Consider the following 16,230-nt stretch of genomic DNA (forward strand, 5'->3'; position numbering starts at 1 on the left):
TGTATGCAGTATATAATACTCTATGCCCTGTTTCTCACATTCTCTGATTATAGGGCTCATTTTTATAATTTCAGGCCTTGTGCCGAGAATAATTGCAATTTTCATGAAGTTCCCTTACTAATTTTGTACAATTTACCACTTATTACTCAAGTTTCTTAAGAACTCTAGCCGGACGGCCAACTACAACGGTAGAGGGTTCTACGTTTTTCATAACAACACTCCCAGCTGCAACAACACTATTTTCCCCGATTGTAGTTCCTGCAAGAATGATACTACCAGGCGCAATCCATGCACCACTTTTTACAGTTACAGGCTTTACTTCCTTTGGATAATACTTTGTTTTAAGATATGGGGAACATCTGGGATTAGAATGTGCAAAGATCATGGTTCCCATTCCAATACTGACGTAATCTTCGATTGTAATTAATTCAGGGTATAGATCATCGAGGTTGACTCCAGTCCCCAAATATACGTGTTTTCCGATTTTTACACCTCTCATCCGCTGGAGTTTTACAGATATTCCATAATGCGGACAAATTTTAGCCATCTTCTGCAATATCCAGCTAATTAAATAACGAGAATAAAATTTAATTACACCGAATGAACCACTGTAACCATAATACTCCATAACTTCTCGTTCGTTAATTTTTTCAGGGCATTCCATTAGTGCGTTAATTTCCTCAAAGTATTCCATTAGATTCCTATCCTCGATTTTTTAATAAAGTAAATTTAATAAAATGATGAAAAGTTTATCTCAAACTTCCATAACCAACCACAATAACCCATCATGCACTTCCAACATTGATCACTCAAGTTTCTTTAGAACTCTAGCCGGACAACCAACTACAACGGTAGATGGTTCTACGTTTTTCATAACAACACTCCCAGCTGCAACAACACTATTTTCCCCGATTGTAGTTCCTGCAAGAATTATACTACCAGGTGCAATCCATGCACCACTTTTTACAGTTACAGGTTTTAAATCTCTTGGATAATACTTTGTTTTAAGATATGGGGAGCATGTGGGATTAGAATGCACAAAGATCATGGTCCCCATCCCAATACTGACGTAATCTTCGATTGTAACTAACTCAGGGTATAGATCATCGAGCTGGACGCCAGGCCCCAAATATACGTGTTTTCCGATTTTTACACCTCTCATCCGCTGGAGTTTTGCAGATATTCCATAATGCGGACAAATTTTAGCCATCGTCTGCAATATCCAGCTAATTAAATAACGAAAATAAAATTTAATTACACCGAATGAACCACTGTAACCATAATACTCCATAACTTCTCGTTCGTTAATTTCCTCAGGTTCTTCCATAGATTCCCACTTCTAAAATCCTTCACTGGATTTGTATCCAAGTATATCTTCAGAAACTATTTTTGAAAGATTCCATTTATTTTTGACTTGGACCTATTTGAGAAATTATCTTGACATCCTTTGCTGCCTAATCCCGATAAAAGCCATTTTTGCACCCCATTACTTCTGCAATCACATGACCTTCATTGTACGCAGGCATCGCAGCAATCATAAGAGTCAAATGCAAAATCCCCTTTTCTCAGATGATAATGGCTCTAAATTCCTAGCTTATGGAATTGCTCTTGATCTTCAAAGATGGAATTGCCAGCTATTTCAGAGACCACTATTTCAGAGCGAAAAATCAAACAATTCCAAATTTAAATTGTTTCGTTAAAATTTTTGAAAGTAACAACTATACACCAGATACATATTCCAATTTTTACCCCCTCAAAAAGGAACCCTGGACCCCACACACAACTTCTTAAAAATTACATATTTTTGATAATATATCCACAAATGAATATTTTACATATCAAATGAAACGATATAAAGAGTTAGGAAACAATAATTAGAAAAAAAATAATCGACAAGTAAAACTCATTGAGGGAATCAGGAGTGTAAGAGCAAATAAAGAAGAATTTAAACCCAAATGAACAGGTAGTGAGTAAATATCGTGTATGATAAAACAGGACACTGAGACACATCTTCACGCTTTGGGAGGACGGGATTGTTCTAATGACCGCTTGCCGAGAAGAGGATTACAAGCTCCTCGCCACCAATTTCCATGCAGAACGGGAGGGATCTCAGTGTTCTGAGGAGGACATTGCTCCTGATTTCTCCGGCTTTTCACAGCTTACGGGCACAGGCACACGGACAGCCTCGTGGAAGACAGAGTCCGCCCCCAAAAATCTTTTTGAGACACGGGGTGGATCACAGATATATCCTTCTAAGCATTCGATGCTTTTGTAAATAGAAATGTGCAGAAAGAAGCCATGACAAAGCTTCCCAGAATCCGGATTAATTCCTAGCTTTTATACAATTTCCATAAAGCTGAAAATGTAGAGAGATGTGGGAAGGAAGATACTCCCTAAATTTCAGAGACTCTTGAGTAAATATCTGTTTCAGGAAAAACCTTTAAAGAGGGGGAAAAGATTTCATAGAACAAGATGATATAATTTGATGGGGAGTTAAAACATCAAGGGGAAAATACGTGGGGGTATTTCCTGTTATAAACAAGAACCTGTACTGAGAGTGGAATCTATGTTTGATTCCTCGTTCCTAATGTAAGAACCCACCTTTTAACCTCATTTTTCCAATTCCCGGGATATAAACAAATGGACTCAATTTGAGATCGAATAAAAATTGTCGGAGAGGTTAAATGGTCAGAACCAGAAAATTTCCCTCGGACCTGCTACTTATGGCAGTTCTTGTAATCCTTACGAACATCTTCGTGCTCATACCTCCTCTCAGCAGCAGCTTCATCCGCACAGCCCTTGGCTTGCCAATGGTTCTTTTTTTACCCGGATATGCCCTGATAGCTGCTCTTTTTCCCGCAAAAACAGATCTGGACGGGATTGAGCGGACAGCACTTTCTTTCGGGCTGAGCATTGCGATAGTGCCGCTGATAGGGCTTGGCCTTAACTACACTCCCTGGGGGATCAGGCTCATTCCTATCCTTATGAGCCTTTCAGGCTTTACCCTGGCAATGTGCGGAGCAGCATACTTCAGGAGGAGGCAGCTTCCCGAAGACGAAGCTTTTGCAGTGCATATCAAGGAATCCTTCCTTGCCCTGAAAACGGAGGTCATAGAAAAACCTGAAACTAAGATCGACAAAATTCTTACGGTCATCCTTATATTTTCAATTCTTGCTTCAGTGGGGACCCTTGTGTATGTTATTATGACCCCAAAGGAAGGGGAGCATTTCACGGAGTTCTACATTCTGGGATCTGAAGGTTTGGCAGATAATTATCCGACCCGGTACGCACCCGGAGATAGCGGAACTGTTATCGTCGGAATAGTAAACCACGAGTACAGGACAATGAACTACAGCATTGATATGCGGCTCGAAAATACCTCCCTGGACCTTCCTGAAAACCTGAGACACATAAGTCTCGGCCACAACGCTACCTGGGAAGAGCCTGTGACCATAACCCCACCTTTTGAAGGAACGGATATGAAACTTGAATTTCTGCTCTTCAACGAAACCGAAAAAAGCGTACCTTACAGGGACCTGCACCTCTGGATAAACGTCACGAAGGAGGCCTGAAGATGGAAAACCCGGAACTTCCGGCTGAGAATCGGGAAAATAAAAGCCATAAGGAAACTGAAAACCCGGATCTTGCCAGCCTGTTTGAAGAAAAAAAAGCATCCTTTGAAACCGAAAAGCAGGAAACTACCGAATCGGGAAACCCGGAGATAAGGAATAAGGAAATTTATGTAGGAATACCCATTCTTGCCATCGCTTTTGCAGAAATGCTGATCTATTCCGGGAGAATAAAAGAAGCCGTCTGGGTGCACATGGTCCTCCTGATGGGCCTCTCCCTTTCTATTCCACTTATGAAAAATGAAGAAATCCGCAAGACCTGCCAGGCCCTGATGCTCCTCCCACTCCTTCGCCTGGTCAACCTCTCAATGCCTGTCTTCTTTGATATAACCCTTTACTCTTTCGTTTTCATCTATGCCCCCCTCGCAGTCCCTGTAGCGATTACTGCTGTCTACCAGCGGTTGACACTTGAAGAGGTGGGGATAACTCTCAGGAGGATATGGCTTTATTTTCCATTTTCGGTCCTGATAGGCGCCGGGCTGGGGGTAGGGGAATACATGGTAATCCGGACAGGATACCTCATCCCCGACCTCTCCCCCCTGAACCTGTTAAAACTAACAGTGGTTATGGTCTTCTTTGTGGGGCTTGTAGAAGAAGTAATATTCAGATCGGTTCTTCAGACAAGGCTTAATAAGATCTTCGGGGTATGGGGAGGGATACTGCTTTCAAGCATGCTTTTCGGGGTCATGCACTCCGGGTATGGGACTTCCTATGAAGTATTATACACCTCTTTTGTAGGGGTTATCATAGGTTATATGTTCTACAAAACCCGAAGTCTGCCGCTGATCACACTGGCCCACGGCTTCGTAAATGTATTTTTGTTTGGGGTTATCCCCCACCTGGGTCCCGGACTCGGGCTGCTTTGATGCTTTTTGTACATACCGCCGGTCGGGGAGAAAGAGAGATTAAAGAAGAAAGATGAGCTGAGAGAACCGGCAAATTTGGTGTAAAAAAGAAAAGGGGACGATAAAGATGCCCAATATTTCAGAAAAAAACCTGAGAATAACCATCAGGTTACAAAATTTCTGCAATTTTATAGACAACAATTGCACTGAAAGATATCAACAGTGGCACAATCCCCATATTTAAAGAACTTTCCAGAGCTTTTCCCTGAAGCTTCGATGCTGACAGGACCTCTTTGAACGAGAGAAATGAAATCAACCCGATTACAGCTACGAACCCGAATTCAGGAAGTCCCGGCGCAGTTAGCATTGAGAGAGCACTGGATGAAATTATACTTGTTAGCTTGTTAATCCCCCCTTACACAAATATTTCCCGTTTTAATAATAAAATACGTCGTAATATAAAAAACTGATTAAACCTCCTAAAAACAGTGAACAAAGACTTGCAAAAACGGTAGAGGAAAACAAAAATTTAAATTTGAATGAAATTAGGCAAAATATGAGAACCACTTTTTACCTATGTTTCTTAGAGTTCTCCAAAATGTACAAGGGGAAAAACTCCAAGAATATTTCAGTAGCAAATCCGAATAAACAATGATAAGGTAGTCTCTCTGTTGATCCGGAAAATTGGGGGAATCTTCTGGAATTAGTGGGCAAGAGTAAATCCAGGGGACAAGGGAAAAAAATGTGGTGAAAACCCACCTAAAGAGGCTTTCCGGCAGTGTGCCGAATTTGCTGAAAATATAAAGCCATATTTTTGCATACTATCTGTGATTTGGCTCTTCTGATGTGCAATTATCCTTCCAATGACTTCTTGAGATTTGTGAGTTTTCAGAAAATTATGCACGATTCACGTAAAAAGATCTAATAGGACAATAATTTCCCAAAAAATAAGAAAAAAATCCCCGACTACTTCTTACATATAATTATTTAAAGATATATATATTGAAAACCAATATATATGCTCAGATCCGACTACTACGCAATTAAAAGAAGAGGGCAATTAAAATTCGACATAGGGTGGGAACTGAAAAGAAAAGAAGATATCAAGAACATTAAACGTTCAGGAAAATTAAACGTAATAGGGGGGTAGTAGTTGAAGAAAAGATCAGGGATACTAATCGGAATGATCTTACTCATGCTTTCCGTAATCCCTTCAGCTTTATCGGCGGCTCTTTCCGAAGAAGAGCCCTACATAGCAAGCATAGAAAAAAATAATGAAATCGTTTTTTTTGCAGACCACGATGAAAGCCAGACCGAAGGCAACTGGATCCTGCTGAGCGGAGGAAATGCAATCAGGCTGCCGGAACCTTTCACATTCACCTACAACGGGACAAACAGACTCGAATTGGAGGGGGCGGATCTTGAACTTAATGTCGAGAACTATACGGACTACCTGATTACTTACCCGTATTCCACCCATCCTTTCTATACAGTGGACGAGAGTGTGGAAATGGACTTCAGCGGCTCAAGCGACTTTAAGGATCAGGAAGCCGGGATATACCTTGTCGATATGAGGGACACTGGCCTTAGTTCAGTCTATGACGCCTTCAAGGCCATCAAAGAAGAGAACCCTGGCAGTTTTAAGGGGATTTTTAACGACACCTTCGGGTCTTACACACAGGTAGGAGCCGTGACCCTGGACAAAAATGGGGACATACCCGCAACTCTTAACCTGGGCACCCAGCCCGCGGGCCTTTACGGGATCTTTGTCCTTCTCAACGACTCTTCAGAGGAAAAGAAGATACTTTCCGTGACCTTCTTTGAGGTCCTGGAATACGACCTTGGAATAGAAGCCCCGGAAAGCCTGGAAGAAGGGAATAACCTGGAAATCAGCCTTTCCCTGGAGAATACAAGCGAACCGGGCGCCTTCACCTACGGGGCAGTCCTTGTCAAGGAAAGCGCTTACTGTGCGGACATGAGGTTTAACTCCAATGGAACGTGGGCCGGAACGGATGTGCTTATAAACGGAATCGACATCATCGATGAGTTTGACATTGACTCCTCGAATCTCGAGTCCAAACTCGGCAAGGACGAACTTCAGACCGAGATCCAGACCCTGATAGGGGAAGGGAACGGCACAATAACGATTGGGGAAGAAAACGAGAGCACACTCTCTCTGACCGCCTTCGACCTTCCAACCGGGGACTACCTCCTCTTTGCAGGGGCGTTTGAGGAAGGAAACGGCCTTGTGGGGATAGCCCAGAAAGAAGTTACAATAACCGGAGCTGGAACTTACATGTATTCTTCTTTGGATTCCGGTTTGGATTCAAGCTCAAGTGCGAGCTCCAGCCGCTTTTCAAGCGAGAGTGAAAGTTCAGCCTCGAGCAGTATAGAAGCAGCTCCGGAAACTGAAGCCCCCGAAGAATCCAGCGTAAAAGCCCTAACCCTGACAGAAGAAGCTAAATCTGCCTCTCCAGAAAATGGAGTGGCTGCTGAGGCCCGGAAAAATAGTATTCCAAACGGAATTAGCTTCCTGGCGGGTTTTGCAGGCGTAATAATGCTCGGGATAGTCGTGATGAATAGAAGAAGAATTTGAGAGTGAGTTAAGAAGGATAGTGGAGTGCTGTCAGGCAGTACTCCTATTTTTGATTTTTTATAAGAAGAGCGTTTGAGTGAGCTTCCACTTGCCTTTTGCATCATGTGAAGCAGGGTGCCATTTTTTGGAAAAAGGGAAAATGTTAAAAAGTTCCGGGAAAGTAAATTCACTTAAAAGGGAATCGAACCAGGAACAATATAGAAAAATTTGATTTCAAATTTACAGTAAATTTTCAACATTGCTTCATGTTACTATCGTACCTTGATCCCGGCCCCCTGAAGAGTACCTTGATCCCTAAAGCGTTCTGATTAGATCTTTTCGGACTGCATGCGCCACTCCCTAGCCGAGGCAGGGGCAACTTGAGGGGCGGATGGAGACTGTTCTGGGACAAGGAAGGGAACAAGGCAAGTAAGGGGAAGTAGAGAAAGGAAAAATGTTTGCTCCAGAGAAACATAAATAAAGATATTTATAAGTTAAAGGGAGATTACTGGAAGATTTCTTATGTCCCTAAAAAAGAAAATACTGGTTACAGGCGGAGCTGGCTTCATAGGAAGCAACCTTGTAGACCGTCTGATGGAAAAAGGAAACAGAGTCCTTGTTTTTGACAACCTGAGTTCCGGGCAGATGGAATTTATAGAGCACCACCTTGAAAATCCTGATTTCACCCTGATGAAAGGAGACCTGCTCAACCAGGAAGCGATCGAAAGCGCCTGTAAAGGCATCGACTTCGTCTTCCATGTGGCTGCAAACCCGGACGTCAAGCTGGGGGCTTCAGATACAAAAGTCCATTTCGACCAGAACATCCTGGCAACCTACAACCTGCTGGAAGCAATGAGGAAAAACGGTGTTAAAAAGATTGCATTTACTTCTACATCCACAGTCTACGGGGAAGCGAGTGTTATGCCCACGCCCGAAAGTTACGGTCCCCTTATCCCCATATCCCTTTATGGCGCCTCCAAACTCGCCTGTGAAGCCCTCATTACATCATATTCTCATACCTTTGATATGCAGGCCTGGATCTTCAGGTTCGCAAACATCGTCGGACCCCGCAGCACTCATGGAATTACTGTAGATTTCATAAAGAAACTGAAAGAAAATCCCTGCGGGCTCGAGATTCTCGGGGACGGAAAGCAGGAAAAATCCTACCTCCATGTATCGGAATGTGTTCATGCGATCCTTTTTGCAATAGAGAAAAGCAAAGAAGAAGTAAATATCTTCAATATCGGATCCGAAGACACTATCAGTGCTACAGGGATAGGAAAAGTCATTGTGGAAGAGATGGGGCTTTCTGACGTAGATTTCACATATACCGGAGGAAGCAGAGGCTGGAAAGGCGATGTACCAAGGATGAGACTCGGGATTGAGAAATTAAAAGCTATGGGATGGAGGCCTGCCTATACATCGGAGCGCAGTGTACGAGAAACGGCCAGGGAACTGCTTTCCGGAAACTGAGAATTTATAGGAAGAATCGTAAAACCCATTGGTCTTTAACCCGGGGGTATAAAACACAATAAGGCAGGAACTGCTCTATATCAAGCATGTGGAGATTCCGAAAGTAATCTGTGAAACGGGAAGCCTGTTAAATCTTTAGATTTAGCGGGCGGTCCACATGAAACCTCAGTACATACAATTAAACCTAAAATTTCAAAGGATAGCTAACTTTTCCGATTCTCGTCGCCTTAATACCTTATTCCGAGTCTGTAACCGCAATTGAGGGTACAAAGTTATAGATTCCGAGAAAAAAAGGATAGAACTGGTTCAATTTGAAGAAAAAGAACCAGATAAACGCGAGGTTAACATTGTTAACTACAGTATTTAAATAAGTTGAAAGTTAACACTGAAAAGAGGGGAGGACTTCAAAGTTCCCACCTCAGAATTAAAGGTGTATGTGATATGAAGAAAAATGACTGTGCGCTTGTTCTGGGGGGATACGTCAACGGATATTCGATAATTAAGGAGTTGTACGAGAAAAAGATAGAAGAAATAGTTCTTTTCGGGAGTTCCAGAGAACTTGCCTCATACAGTAATAAAATAAAGAAGTTTGTGCTTATTGATAATACCCCGGATAGCCTGCGCAGAGAGATTGAAAAGCTCCATCAGGAGTATGAAAAAATAATTATATTTCCCACTAATGACCTGCAGCTTGAAAATTTGCATACCATTTATCCTGAAATCCACTCCTTCTGTTTTTTGCCCTTTAATCCTGAAAACCTGCTAACCTGCCTGGACAAATATATCCAGTACTCTTACTGTGAAAAGCTTGGTGTTCCATATCCTAAAACAATACTTCTTCAGAAAAAAGATGATCTGGAAAATATAAAAACGATCCAGTTTCCTGTTCTCCTGAAGCCAAACAAAAGGGAAGACCTGAGAAGAAAGGTCTTCAGAAACCTGAAGATAGAGAATCCTGAAGATCTGAAGAAAGTACAGAAGGAAATCGAAAATTATCTGGATACTGGAATCAAGTTCCTGGCTTCAGAAATAATTCCAGGAAATGGGGACTGTATATATGCTTATGTAGGGTACAGAGACCAGAAAGGAAGGACCCTTAACGAATGGACCGGAAAAAAATTATCTCAATACCCTGATAATTTCGGAGTATTTTCAGCCGCTTCAAATGAGGCACCTGAAGAAGTGCTCGTACAGGGAAGAACCCTCCTGAATGGTATGGATATAAAAGGAATCGCACAACCTGAGTTTAAATACGATTTCAGAGACAAAAAATACAAGCTTATGGAGATAAACCTTCGTTCAATGATGTGGCATAGGGTAGGTAACCTATCCGGGGTTAACCTGCAGTACTCCCAGTACCTGGATGCACTGGGAAAAAAAGTAAGCCCCCAGGTGCAGGTGAAAAACAAGAATATCCATTTTCTCTATATGAAACATGAAATAAAAAATCTGATAATGCAGAGGAAATACCTCAGGACTTTTTTAAAGGATATTGTAGAGTCAGATGAAACCCATTTTGCTGTATTTGATAGAAAAGATATAAAGCCATTTTTAAAGGACAGCACGGATATAGTGAGCGGAGCTATCAAAAAGTTCCTGCGAGTACTGGGAATAACAGGCTGATGAGTTATTCAAAAGCTGAGACTAACCAGCTAATCCATATTTACTCGATACCGAGAATACAGGACAGATTATTTGCTGTTTGGGCTCACCTTTGACCTGAATAAATATCTTTTTATTAAAGACATTTCATGGTCAGTAAAGCCGCCCACCAGCAACATCACAACCACATAAATAAACGTGCCTGCCCCCATTGCTTCGAAAAGCTCAAGTATACCTGAGATGGCGAAGCTGGAAACAAAGAAGTACATAGCCATTGATGACAAAATACTTTTTGCAATGTCCATAAAATAAAAATCAAGTTTAAAATGTTTAAGGGACATGCGCATGCACAGCATAGCCATCAAAAAGTAGGAAACAAGAGTTGAAATAGCAGCACCGATAATGCCGACTGACGGTATGAGAATAAGATTGATTAGAACGTTTGAGACAGCAGCAATGATATTAAGATAGGTAGTAGACTTCGTTTCTTTTATAAGGAACATTGTATTAACAAAAATCTGGAATATTCCTGCCAGAAGCCCGGCAAAAGCAATGATAGGGATTACGAACCAGCCAGAAATGAAATCTTGAGTAGTAAGAACCCCAAGCAAAGGCTTTGCGAGGGCTGAAAGCCCAAAAACTGCGGGGATAGAGATAATAAGGAAGTACCTTAGAGAATGCGACATGTAGATTCTTACCTCATCCATCTTATTCTCATCAAACAGCTTTGAAAGCTCGGGAAGGAGAATAAGCTGAAGAGGGCTTACAAAAAGCTGGATAAGGTTTCCGATTGAACACGCTGCAGAATAGACACCTACACTGCCAAGGCCAAGAAAATAAGTAACCATATATCTGTCGCTTGATTCCGTAACCCATCTAATAAGTGCGTTTGGAGTTAACGGCAGAGAAAACTGCAGGTACTCTCTGATGTAAGTGAACCGCGGGATAACAAACCCTATCTGTGAAACTATGGTAATAAGGGTGATTAAAAAAATCAGACCCTGAACCATTAAAGTAGCGGTTATTACTCCAAGAAGCCCGTACCCCATTTTAAGGAAAACCAGTATAAATAACAGTTTTCCAAAGGTTTCAACAAGAGTAAAGTAAGAAAATTTTTTAATTTGCCTGAAAACCCTGAAATAAAAAAGGGATATAGACTCAATTACGTTCAGTAGAATTAAAAGTGAACCTGCCTGAACAAAATAGGTTGCTTCAGGGTCATTAAAACCGAAAGTTGCAAGTGGTTCTGCAAATACGTATAATACGAATGAAGCCAGAAAACCTGATACTACAACAAAAAAAAGGATTGAGTATACTGCTTCCCTTATTATTTTCGTATCGGTTTCGGAAGATAAAAATCTGACGAAACTCATCGAAAGCCCCATCAGTGCAAGAGAAGAGATTAAAGATACTGTAATATTGATCTGTGCCCAGAGTCCGTAATCATATGCTCCAAGGGTTTTTGTGATAATGGGAAGTAAAAAGAAGGTACTAAGGCTTGTAAGTATCTGAACAATCCCAATAAAGCCAACATCCCTTGCAAATTTTTGATATGACATCATACCACCTTAAAAAGAACTGTCTCTTTTCCGTTTTTAATTAAAGGAGCTTATGAAATAGTCGCGCGAAAATATCTTTCGTAGCCTCGATTCAGATCACTAATTAATGTTTGACATATAAATCCTTTTGATTGCCATTGATTATCCGGCTCAGGTTTTAGCATGGAGATTGATTGTTTTTCGATAACCGGAGCGAATTGGTTTATTATCATCAAAAACACCTTTAATTGCAAAGAGAAAGTATGGAGATTTTAAATTTTTTCTCAGCGTTAACTTTATTCTTATAATAAGGGCACAATAATTTAGATTCATAGAAACACCTTTAATTCGGGAATAATTATGAATTCGAGAACGGGAGATATAGAATAATTCTCGCCGTTAACTTTCAATTTATTTAAACGGCGTTTTCTTTTGAATAAATCGGGCTCCTTCTCACCCCAAGAAGAGAATTCTACAAAGGATAAAAGCCTTTGTGTTTAAATAAATTTTTATAATAGTTTATTATCAGCCTACTTTCGGTATGTACCCTGCTTTTTTCATAATATTTTTATTGATAGCGTTTTTGCTGGGAAGCATATTATCCCTGATACAGAACATTATTGCAAAAATGGTTCATTGATTATATTTATCGTGAAATTTGGGGCATATGTGAATAAGCTTCAGGCCAAATGCATATTTAAATAAGAGAAGAAAAACGTCATCATTAAGTAATTCCAAAATGTAATGTAGACCTACCAAAAACAGGATGCAGGCAACCAAAACATCAAAAAGAGAATTTTTGGCAAGTATAAAAAGATAGAATGAAAATTAAAGAAAACCGTACAGAGAATCAGGATAGGACATGTGAACTGCCCCCAGGCTAAACAAGCTGTAAGAAAATTACTCCCGACAATAACCGAAGTCATTCTTTTTTGATTTAAAGGCTTTAAACACCTTTTTTTGTAGATTTTTGCCCTGAAATTGAATTGTCGGACAGTCTCTAAAGAGCAGGGTATTCGTGACCCTCTGCACTCCCATAATAATAAAAAAACGAAAGGTGAAAAGTGCTGTTACATGAAGCACGTCATCTTGTAGAAAAACTTTAGATTTGCCAGTAAAAAAGTTGGGCATATTTCACTGGTAAAAAGAGGTTTTTCCGAAAAGCAGGCATTGGGAAATTAACCTTTCCTGCAGTCTAGAATTTCGGATTACCTCCTTAAAGGACATCCAAGCCTTTAGCTGTATACCAGTTGAAGTTTTGGCACCTGATTTATGTTCCCTACATCGCTGCTGTAGAATGCAATATAATTGTTGCTTTCAGTTTTTGCTTTTATCAAAAAACCTGTGTTTTCGTACTTTCCACTGGTGTACTCTTTTACGAGCTCAGTTACATCCAGCTCATAGTACCTGTTATCAGGGAGAGTACTGCCCTTAATAGTCATTGTGGCATATGGAGTGCTTCCTTGCAAAACACCGTTTTTATCGTACCAGTCTCCTCCTGGATTTTTCCATGCAATACCGCTGTTTCTCTTATTCCAGCTCACATAGCCCGAGTCCCAGGTAGAAGCAGGCCGGTAAACCTCAATTACAGTATCTGCTGGTCTTGAGCTTCCTGCCGGATAATACCAGAAGAGAGAAAGGGCTGCATCACTAACGTCAGTCGACCCGGTGTACTCGCTCAGGTCAAACCACATTGCATCCCTGTATCTGCCAGTACTCATCCCACCTATGTCAATATAGGATGAACTCTTATAGACTGTATTAGAAGAAGCTTCACGCAGGCGGTTATCCGTTGCGCCAGTAACAGTTACATTTACAGTCACTACAGGAGGTTCGGTCACTACAGGTGCTTTCTGTGTTATGCTAAGCTCTGGCTTCTTACTTTCAATTCCGCAGTCACTGCTGTAGAATGCAATATAATTGTTGCTTTCAGTTTTTGCTTTAATCAGAAAACCGGTATTTTCGTACTTTCCACTGGTGTACTCTTTTACGAGGTCGGTTACATCCAGCTCATAGTACCTGTTATCAGGGAGAGTACTGCCCTTAATAGTCATTGTGGCATATGGAGTGCTGCCCTGCAAAACACCGTTTTTATCGTACCAGTCTCCTCCTGGATTTTTCCATGCAATACCACTGTTTCTCTTATTCCAGCTCACGTAATCTGGGTCCCAGGTAGAAGCAGGCCTGTAAACCTCAATCACAGTATCTGCTGGTCTTGAGCTTCCTGCCGGATAATACCAGTAGAGAGAAAGGGCTGCATTACTAACGTCAGTCGACCCGGTGTACTCGCTCAGGTCAAACCACATTGCATCCCTGTATCTGCCAGTACTCATCCCACCTATGTCAATATAGGATGAACTCTTATAGACTGTATTAGAAGAAGCTTCACGCAGGCGGTTGTCGTAGACCTCTCCTGTTACGGGAGAGGAGTTTTCCTGTTTGACAACGTTTACAGCTACAGTAGCCGAATCTGTCAGTTCTCCATCGCTTACCTCAAAGGTTAAGCTGTATGTCCCCTCCTGTCCTGCAGCCGGAGTCCAGCTGAAAACCCCTGATTTGCTGTCAAAAGTAGCACCTGTGGGAGTACCTGAAGCAGAGTATGCGAGACTGTCTCCATCTGCATCCGAAGCGCTTACTGTAAAGGTAAGGCTTTTTCCAGCTTCAACAGTAACATCAGGGATGGAATTTATCACAGGAGGATTATTAATTATTGGCGATGTTCCTGATTTTGAAGCATACTTTGTGTTCCCGAATGCCCCTATGTTGATCCGGTTTCCATTGTCATCAGGCTCATTTGAGTAATCAGAGGAAGCAGATCCGGCATCAATGCATGGAGAACTTGTGCTATCTTTTACCCAGGTTTCCCCATTCCAGCGACCTGCTACTGATTTGAGATGGTAATCACCACTGTTACGATTCACGAAAAGAGGATCTACATAGATATCTGTTGCTGAGTTAACATTTTTATAGTTCCCGGCTGTGTTGCTGTAGAGACAGTTATTTTCCAGCACAATTTTGTGGGAGCTGGTAAGGCGATTAATCACACCATATCCTGTTCCTGCAGCGTTTTTCGTGCGTGGCTGGGTGTTTACTATTACGTTATTACGGACAGTGGTCGTGAATCCTGTTCCTGAGGGTCCGGCGTTGGTGTCAGTTGAATACATATTTACAACCGCCGCGTTATGAACTCCATCAAAGACGTTATTTTCAATCAGGACATTATGAAATCCACTGCCTAAAACCCCACCAACCCACTCGATGCTCGGATTGGTTCCGGAATCATAGAAGATATTGTGGTGAATATATACGCTTGATAAACTTTTATCGTATGCTCCGGCGGTCCCGATAAGCCAGATGCCTGGTCCGTAGGTGTTCGTAATTACATTATCGTAGATTTCGACATTATTCATGTCACCTTTGGATCTCTCAACCTGAATACCCGGGCCGCCTGCGCTCCAGTGATAAAATGAATCAATGAAGTTATCATGGAACTTTACATTCTTTGAGTTCCATACCCTCAGAGCACTATTAGTCCTGCAGGTTATTTTGTTGTTCCAGGCCTCTACATTACTGCACTCAATTGCAAAAAGGCCGTCATGTCCGAGTTTATAAATCGTGTTGTTATAAAACTGGATATTACTACCGTATTTTATCCTGAGCCCGTCACCGTGTCCATCATGCATATACATATCATGGACTGCTACATTGCTGGTGTAAAGGAAATAAATCACATTGTAGTAGCCTTTACCCTTGGCAAGCTCAGCATTACCATCATGATTTACATCAACTTCGAAACCTCTTATCGTAATATTGTTATTCCCTGAACTGCTCATCTGCTGGATAAGGGGTTTCATAGTAGTCCAGCCTGCATGATCAACCAGCTTGATCACAGCATTTGAGTCTCCTTCAAGAATAGTGTTGCTTCCGATCAGAAGGGTATTGTCAATAACATATGTAAAAGGTCCTTTGAGGTGGACAGTTGTATAAGCAGAGTTTTCTGCCACGAATTTAAGGGCCTGGTTTATCTGTACATGGTCGTCTTTTCCATCACAGTTAAAGTCCCCACTCCCATCTCCCGCAACATAAATAATAGGTGCAGAAGTCCGGCATGAAACCATAGGAACACTTGAAAATATAAAGCACCCTATAAGGAAGAGGACTCCCAATTTTCGCTTTAGCATTGCTATCACCTGGGGTCGATCATAATACAATTGGTTGATATGTTTGTAAGGTAGAAGTTCACTCAGATTCGCCGGGTAGTTTCTATAAATTTATAGCCAGTTGAGCTGTTTTTTGATAAATTTATTTTGTCTGTTGAAAGAACCCTCCGACAAGATTGTTCAATAGTATCCACTCACCAAATGTTCAAGACTATAGAATAAGCCCTGGCAGAAGTATCAGTTCCGAGGCTAATAACCATTATTAAATGAGGGGGAGAATACTGGATTCAGAGTTAATTCCCCTGCTTAAATGGCAATTTATTTCCACTATACACAAATTCCCCCCGAGTGGACATTATGAATAAATTAGGATTAATACCCTAATTAAATTTCTATAGTCACCATTGT

At 41.3% G+C, this 16,230-nt stretch carries 11 protein-coding genes; 6 read left to right on the forward strand and 5 right to left on the reverse strand.

Features of this window, described 5'->3' with window-relative positions:
• Positions 1–142: 142 nt before the first annotated feature.
• Together EO93_RS07425 and EO93_RS07430 are read right to left on the reverse strand one after the other, a co-directional pair.
• Positions 143–694, reverse strand: coding sequence for a DapH/DapD/GlmU-related protein (locus EO93_RS07425; RefSeq protein WP_052734335.1), 552 nt, complete (start codon positions 692–694; stop codon positions 143–145).
• A gap of 111 nt (positions 695–805) precedes the next feature.
• Positions 806–1,327, reverse strand: a complete 522-nt coding sequence (locus EO93_RS07430; RefSeq protein ID WP_048161782.1) for an acyltransferase — start codon at positions 1,325–1,327, stop codon at positions 806–808.
• Between the two features lie 714 nt (positions 1,328–2,041).
• Here EO93_RS07430 and EO93_RS07435 point away from each other — a divergent pair.
• From EO93_RS07435 to EO93_RS07445, 3 genes are all read left to right on the forward strand, one after another.
• Entirely contained in the window at positions 2,042–2,275 is a 234-nt protein-coding gene (locus EO93_RS07435) for a hypothetical protein (RefSeq protein WP_048161783.1), read from the forward strand.
• 409 nt (positions 2,276–2,684) lie between these two features.
• Positions 2,685–3,572 (forward strand): DUF1616 domain-containing protein, encoded by an 888-nt coding sequence (locus EO93_RS07440; RefSeq protein WP_048161786.1) that lies wholly within the window; start codon positions 2,685–2,687, stop codon positions 3,570–3,572.
• Positions 3,573–3,574: 2 nt separating this feature from the next.
• Positions 3,575–4,495, forward strand: coding sequence for a CPBP family intramembrane glutamic endopeptidase (locus tag EO93_RS07445; protein ID WP_082107599.1), 921 nt, complete (start codon positions 3,575–3,577; stop codon positions 4,493–4,495).
• Positions 4,496–4,643: 148 nt separating this feature from the next.
• Here EO93_RS07445 and EO93_RS07450 read toward each other — a convergent pair whose 3' ends face one another.
• On the reverse strand, positions 4,644–4,841 hold the full coding sequence (locus EO93_RS07450; RefSeq protein ID WP_048161788.1) for a hypothetical protein: 198 nt from the start codon (positions 4,839–4,841) through the stop codon (positions 4,644–4,646).
• Positions 4,842–5,627: 786 nt separating this feature from the next.
• Between EO93_RS07450 and EO93_RS07455 the strand changes: the two genes are divergently transcribed.
• The 3 genes from EO93_RS07455 to EO93_RS07465 all read left to right on the forward strand — a co-directional run bounded on the left by EO93_RS07455 (position 5,628) and on the right by EO93_RS07465 (position 10,145).
• Positions 5,628–7,070 (forward strand): TIGR04279 domain-containing protein, encoded by a 1,443-nt coding sequence (locus EO93_RS07455; RefSeq protein WP_048161790.1) that lies wholly within the window; start codon positions 5,628–5,630, stop codon positions 7,068–7,070.
• Between the two features lie 501 nt (positions 7,071–7,571).
• A complete protein-coding gene (locus EO93_RS07460) occupies positions 7,572–8,522 on the forward strand; it encodes an NAD-dependent epimerase/dehydratase family protein (protein ID WP_048161792.1) in 951 nt (316 codons plus the stop codon).
• Positions 8,523–8,963: 441 nt separating this feature from the next.
• Positions 8,964–10,145 carry a hypothetical protein gene (locus tag EO93_RS07465; RefSeq protein WP_048161794.1) on the forward strand — a complete coding sequence of 394 codons (1,182 nt, stop codon included), beginning with the start codon at positions 8,964–8,966 and terminating at the stop codon, positions 10,143–10,145.
• 68 nt (positions 10,146–10,213) lie between these two features.
• On the opposite strand, the gene EO93_RS07470 is transcribed toward EO93_RS07465, so the two are convergent.
• On the reverse strand, positions 10,214–11,683 hold the full coding sequence (locus tag EO93_RS07470; protein WP_235283298.1) for a flippase: 1,470 nt from the start codon (positions 11,681–11,683) through the stop codon (positions 10,214–10,216).
• Between the two features lie 1,214 nt (positions 11,684–12,897).
• Complete coding sequence (locus tag EO93_RS07480; protein WP_048161799.1) at positions 12,898–15,843, reverse strand: disaggregatase related repeat-containing protein; 2,946 nt, start codon at positions 15,841–15,843, stop codon at positions 12,898–12,900.
• Between the last annotated feature and the right edge of the window lie 387 nt (positions 15,844–16,230).

It is taken from the genome of Methanosarcina sp. 1.H.A.2.2, assembly GCF_000979975.1.
Classification (GTDB): domain Archaea; phylum Halobacteriota; class Methanosarcinia; order Methanosarcinales; family Methanosarcinaceae; genus Methanosarcina.

Bases quoted from the DNA above. Each gene is read 5' to 3' on its own strand.
- EO93_RS07425 (WP_052734335.1), bottom strand. From the start codon at position 694: ATGGAATACTTTGAGGAAATTAACGCACTAATGGAATGCCCTGAAAAA.
- EO93_RS07470 (WP_235283298.1), bottom strand. From the start codon at position 11,683: ATGTCATATCAAAAATTTGCAAGGGATGTTGGCTTTATTGGGATTGTT.
- EO93_RS07430 (WP_048161782.1), bottom strand. From the start codon at position 1,327: ATGGAAGAACCTGAGGAAATTAACGAACGAGAAGTTATGGAGTATTAT.
- EO93_RS07440 (WP_048161786.1), top strand. From the start codon at position 2,685: ATGGTCAGAACCAGAAAATTTCCCTCGGACCTGCTACTTATGGCAGTT.
- EO93_RS07435 (WP_048161783.1), top strand. From the start codon at position 2,042: ATGACCGCTTGCCGAGAAGAGGATTACAAGCTCCTCGCCACCAATTTC.
- EO93_RS07460 (WP_048161792.1), top strand. From the start codon at position 7,572: ATGTCCCTAAAAAAGAAAATACTGGTTACAGGCGGAGCTGGCTTCATA.
- EO93_RS07445 (WP_082107599.1), top strand. From the start codon at position 3,575: ATGGAAAACCCGGAACTTCCGGCTGAGAATCGGGAAAATAAAAGCCAT.
- EO93_RS07465 (WP_048161794.1), top strand. From the start codon at position 8,964: ATGAAGAAAAATGACTGTGCGCTTGTTCTGGGGGGATACGTCAACGGA.
- EO93_RS07450 (WP_048161788.1), bottom strand. From the start codon at position 4,841: ATGCTAACTGCGCCGGGACTTCCTGAATTCGGGTTCGTAGCTGTAATC.
- EO93_RS07480 (WP_048161799.1), bottom strand. From the start codon at position 15,843: ATGCTAAAGCGAAAATTGGGAGTCCTCTTCCTTATAGGGTGCTTTATA.